Annotated in this window: 5 protein-coding genes; 4 read left to right on the top strand and 1 reads right to left on the bottom strand. The window is 38.7% G+C overall.

The window, feature by feature from the left end; genetic code table 11:
- Positions 1–139: 139 nt before the first annotated feature.
- The 3 genes from WDC_RS08825 to rlmH all read left to right on the top strand — a co-directional run bounded on the left by WDC_RS08825 (position 140) and on the right by rlmH (position 3,411).
- Positions 140–946: an MBL fold metallo-hydrolase gene (locus tag WDC_RS08825; protein WP_044011497.1), complete on the top strand. Its 807-nt coding sequence runs from the start codon at positions 140–142 to the stop codon at positions 944–946.
- Positions 947–1,050: 104 nt separating this feature from the next.
- Positions 1,051–2,343 (top strand): S1C family serine protease, encoded by a 1,293-nt coding sequence (locus WDC_RS08820; protein WP_082040982.1) that lies wholly within the window; start codon positions 1,051–1,053, stop codon positions 2,341–2,343.
- Between the two features lie 588 nt (positions 2,344–2,931).
- Positions 2,932–3,411, top strand: coding sequence for a 23S rRNA (pseudouridine(1915)-N(3))-methyltransferase RlmH (gene rlmH, locus WDC_RS08815; protein ID WP_044011496.1), 480 nt, complete (start codon positions 2,932–2,934; stop codon positions 3,409–3,411).
- A gap of 31 nt (positions 3,412–3,442) precedes the next feature.
- Here the strand turns inward: rlmH and WDC_RS08810 are convergent, their stop codons facing one another.
- Positions 3,443–4,615, bottom strand: a complete 1,173-nt coding sequence (locus tag WDC_RS08810; RefSeq protein ID WP_044011495.1) for a DUF2075 domain-containing protein — start codon at positions 4,613–4,615, stop codon at positions 3,443–3,445.
- Positions 4,616–4,834: 219 nt separating this feature from the next.
- Here WDC_RS08810 and WDC_RS08805 point away from each other — a divergent pair, with 219 nt between their 5' ends.
- Positions 4,835–5,026, top strand: coding sequence for a hypothetical protein (locus WDC_RS08805; protein WP_044011494.1), 192 nt, complete (start codon positions 4,835–4,837; stop codon positions 5,024–5,026).

Genomic DNA, 5,026 nt, shown 5'->3' with positions numbered 1-5,026 from the left:
CCGACGTGGGTCATTAATATTCAAACTAAGAATACAGCCGGGAGTCAAACTAAACGAATTAATGCATTTACAGGAACGTTAATCAAAGCAGATACAAGTCTGACGGATGCATCAGCAGGTCAGTAATAAGGAGATAACTTTGTTGGAAAAGGATCAACTAAAGTATAGCGTGTTAGCCAGTGGCAGCACCGGTAACGTGACATATTTAGAAACACCAGAGCATAAAATACTGATTGATGCTGGATTGAGTGGCAAAAAAATCAATGATTTGATGCATCGTATTAATCGTGATCTAAGCGATGTTGATTCGTTATTTGTCACGCATGAACACAGCGATCATGTGCGTGGAGTGGGTGTATTGGCTCGTAAATATGGCTTAGACGTGTACGCTAATGAAGGCACTTGGAATGCGATGGAACATAAAATTGGGCAAGTACCGGTGGAACAAAAACATCTATTTGCGCCGGATAAGGTCATGGATCTTGGCGACATGGACGTCGAAAGTTTTGCTGTGTCGCATGATGCAGCCCAGCCACAATTTTACCAAGTACATCATAATGGTAAAGCATTTTGTGTTTTAACAGATACAGGATACGTGTCTGAACGAGTGGCTAAAACGATTGGTGACGCGGATGCCTATCTAATGGAATGCAATCACGATATGGAGATGTTGCGAATGGGACCTTACTCGTGGTCATTGAAGCAGCGGATCATTGGGGATGAGGGCCATTTATCAAATGAAGACGGCGCTAATGCAATGATGGCTGTGATTGGTCGTAAGACTAAACAGATCTATTTAGGCCATCGGAGTCAAGAAAATAATATGCGTTCGTTAGCTCATTTAACGGTGGCAACTATGTTAAAAGAGCACGATTTAGGTGTGGAACATGATTTCCATTTACATGATACCGAACCAGATGCACCAACAAAATTATCAATCTTATAATTTTTAAATAATTTATGCACATTTTTTCACACTTTATTCAAACTTAGTCTGTATGCTGTTTCATGTGAAACACTGTTAAGGGGGGATGGCTTTTAGCCGGAGAAATGGATAATAATGATAATCAGCAAGTGGAAGAAAGGCCCAAGAAGAAATTAAATTCGTGGTTGAAAGTTGCTATTATTGCCTTGCTGGCAGGTTTAATTGGTGGCGGAGTTGCTTATGGTGCTGGTAATTTTATTAGTAATGGTTTTACTACCAATGCGACTTCCGTCCCCAGCGGCTCTAATAAAGCTGGCGGGACCAAGGTTAATCAGAGTAATGTGAAGGGCTCCAGTCAATCAACCAAAGCTTTTAAACAGGTTAAAGCTGCTGTTGTTTCGGTGGTTAATTTGCAGGCTGAATCAAGTAGTACTACTGGTATTACTGGCGTGTTTGGTCAGAGCAGTAGCAGCGACAGTTCATCATCGAACAGCTCGCTAGAAGCTGCCAGTGAAGGTTCAGGTGTGATCTACAAGAAAAATGGCAACACAGCTTATATTGTTACTAATAATCACGTCGTTACAGGCTCGTCTAAACTTGAGGTAATCTTGAGTAGTGGTAAAAAAGTGACCGCTAAAATTGTGGGAACGGATTCAACTACTGATTTAGCTGTATTAAAGATTAATGCAGCCAATGTCACGACGGTTGCCAGTTTTGGTAACTCAAATCAAATTGAAGCTGGTCAAAGCGTCCTAGCAATCGGATCACCACTAGGGTCGGAATATGCGACTTCTGTTACTGAGGGAATCATTTCTGCTAAGAAACGAACTGTTCAAGTACAGGACAATTCTGGTAACACTACGGCTAATGCGAGTGTTATTCAAACTGATGCGGCCATCAACCCAGGTAATTCTGGCGGTCCATTGATTAATTTGGCCGGTCAGGTAATTGGGATAAATTCAATGAAATTGTCTTCCGATGATTCAGGCACAAGTGTTGAAGGCATGGGTTTTTCAATTCCAAGTAACGAAGTTGTTAGTGTCATTAATCAGTTAGTTAAAAATGGCAAAATTACGCGACCCGCGTTGGGAATTGAATTAGTAGGACTGGAAAACGTTTCAGCAACGCAACAAAAATCAATTCTTAAGTTGCCGACTAGTGTGACAAAGGGTGTCGTGGTTATTAAAACATTATCACCATCTGCTGCTGGCAATGCAGGCTTGAAAAAGTATGATGTGATTACGGAACTCGATGGCAAGAAGGTTACTGATGAAGCTTCGCTAAAAGAAGTGTTGTATAAGCACAAGGTAGGGGATTCTGTCACAGTTAAATATTATCGTGGTAGTCAACTGAAAACGGCGACAATTAAGTTATCAGAGTCGACCTCATCATTGAGTAGTGAAAGTAGTAGTGAATAAGAATAAATAGCATTTCATTCTGAGTTGATGAATGAAATGCTATTTTTAAGCCAAAGTTCGTGATTATCTGAAATAATCCACTTTTAGGAATACAAAAATGGTAAAAGACAAAAAAACGAACGACAAAAATATTTATACTAGTAAAATAGGTGCAAATGCCCAAGGCCAATTTTTTATACCGAACAAAATCGAGTAAATAAAATAAAGTAGTTCAGCAGATCTTTTGCAAGCTATTTTTATCAGAAAATAATCTGTGGAAAACTTTGGGGAAAGTTTCTGTTATAATTATTAAGAAATTATAAATCCCCAGGTAGCAACTGTTATAGCAGTTAAAAAAGTTATCCACAGGATCACATCACACCTGTGGATAAAGATGAATAAATAAAAAACGAACAGTCTGAAACCTTAGTATGATAGGACTTTAGTGTTACTTGTGCGAACGGATGTTTTTGTGCAAAACTGTGGATAAAAAATATTTAAATAAAACGAAGTCAATAGAGTTTGAAAACTATTTTAAGTTTTTTGGTGGGTTAAATTTGGTTTGCCTGTGGATAACTTTGTGGAAAACTTGGTGAAAGGTGATTAGTTATGAACATAAAAATAATTGGGGTCGGAAAGTTAAAGGAGAAATATTTTAAGGCTGGCATTGCAGAATATGCTAAACGACTGGGCCGGTTCTGTAAATTTGAAATTGTAGAAGTACCAGATGAGAAAGCACCAGAGTCATTGAGTCAAGCTGAGATGGATGAAGTGATGGCAAAAGAGGGTCAACGAATATTAGGCAAAATAAAAGACCGCGAGTACGTTTATGCACTTGCGATCGAAGGAAAAGAACGTTCTTCAGAAGCTTTTGCAGCCGAAATGCAGCAATTAACTACATATGGTCACTCCGATATTACATTTGTGATTGGAGGCTCTCTAGGGCTGTCTAAAGATGTAATGCAAAGATCTAATTCACAGATATCATTTGGCAAGTTTACACTGCCACATCAATTAATGCGATTAGTGCTGTCGGAACAAATTTATCGAGCATTTATGATTAATGAGGGCAGTCCGTATCATAAGTGATGGAGCCCTTAAAATCTCTAGCTGTTATGTTTTATTTTCCGCTGTTTTTATATAAATCAACTAGCCGTTGGCGCAATGCATCGTCATAGGCCGTTAAATATAAACCATATTTTCCGCGCTTCATCAAGACATTTAGAACATTAGCAATAAATTCTTGATACTCAGCTTGAGTAAATTGAATGTCCTTGCGCTTTTTGAAAATTTCTTTGTGCGAGTATTTTTCTGGCATAATGGTCATGGTGTCGGTTTTCTTGTCATAACCAAAGGATGGCCCGATAATCATCCCCACATAGTTCAAGTCAAAGCCTTGTAGTGTATAAATTGTGCCCACTTGGGTAATTGAACCTTCTCGTTTGGCCCAATGCGTGCGTTGTGGATCCCATTCATCCCAAGGCAAACTGAAGGTATCCATCTCCACATTATGTCGGCCATCAATCCGCGGAAAGCCAGAGGTAGCGACAACACGGCTCATACCGACCTCTTTGTTCCTTTTTTTAATTTTTTCAAATAATTCGCCAGCGGTATCAAATACCTTAAACTCAAAGTCGCTGTTTTTGGGGAAAACGGTCATTGGTTTTTGGGCAGTTAAAGCATCCATCCAAGCAACTTGTTCGTCGCATGCCACCATGCGGTATTGGAAGTTCATATCAAATGATTTATGCGGGCGATCACCGATAGTTTTAAATAGTAACTCTTTGTCCCAGTACATTTTTGACTGGAAGACTTGGTCAAAATCGTACACAACCACGACTACTTTGGCCAAATTCATCAGGTCTGTTAGTTGATTTTGGCCACGATAATGTGCGTATGGCTCCGATTTAGAATACAGCAAGTGGGCTTCATCGACAAAAATGACATCGTAGTTCTTATGGTTTTTTTGAGCATAGTTAATCAAAGAAGTTGGTCGCCGAATCGAATTTACTTTCATATCGGGGATTGATGTTGCCAGATCTTGATAAGCTTTATATAATTCCGGATGGTTGACCACTAAAGATGTTTTGTAACGCTTGTCCGTCATATATTGGCGCACTAGTTCCATCAAGACAACGGATTTACCAGTTCCTGCAGCTCCTTGAATAATTGCAACGGAGTGCGTATTATCGCGAAGTCCTTGTTTAATATAAGCATTAATATCTGTAATCACATTTTTTTGATCATCTGAGAGATCGTCAACAAAAAATTGTGCTTTTAAAATTTCATTCATTTGATAGCTCCTAATTTATTAGTCAGTTTAGCATAGCATAGTTGCCGTGTTGTAATCTAGACATAAAGAAAGCATAACTATTCTCGTGAATTTCAGATACTTTAGGCTAGTAATTTTAATTACATACAATATTGTAAATTTATTTATATACGCTCTTGATTAGCTTGCTAAGCATCGCTACACTGATTGAGTTAATAATTTTTTGGGAGGATAATTATAATGGGGAAAAAAGATAGACGATTAAATATAATTTGGGGAGTAGTTGCAATCGTAACACTAACGGCCGTGTTAACTGGATGTGGTGGTTCAGATGAAAGTAAAAGCGACCAGTCCAGCACTAATTCAACGGGTAGTGCAAAGCAAAGTAAGAGTAAAACAATTCAGTTAACGTTTATGGGCGATGATACATAA

The organism is Paucilactobacillus wasatchensis (genome assembly GCF_000876205.1).
GTDB classification, from domain to species: domain Bacteria; phylum Bacillota; class Bacilli; order Lactobacillales; family Lactobacillaceae; genus Paucilactobacillus; species Paucilactobacillus wasatchensis.
Note: the sequence above shows the minus strand (reverse complement) of the source record. Positions and strands in the feature narration are given on the sequence as shown.

Coding starts and splice junctions, on each gene's coding strand:
- WDC_RS08820 (WP_082040982.1), top strand. CDS start 1,051: ATGGATAATAATGATAATCAGCAAGTGGAAGAAAGGCCCAAGAAGAAA.
- rlmH (WP_044011496.1), top strand. CDS start 2,932: ATGAACATAAAAATAATTGGGGTCGGAAAGTTAAAGGAGAAATATTTT.
- WDC_RS08810 (WP_044011495.1), bottom strand. CDS start 4,615: ATGAATGAAATTTTAAAAGCACAATTTTTTGTTGACGATCTCTCAGAT.
- WDC_RS08805 (WP_044011494.1), top strand. CDS start 4,835: ATGGGGAAAAAAGATAGACGATTAAATATAATTTGGGGAGTAGTTGCA.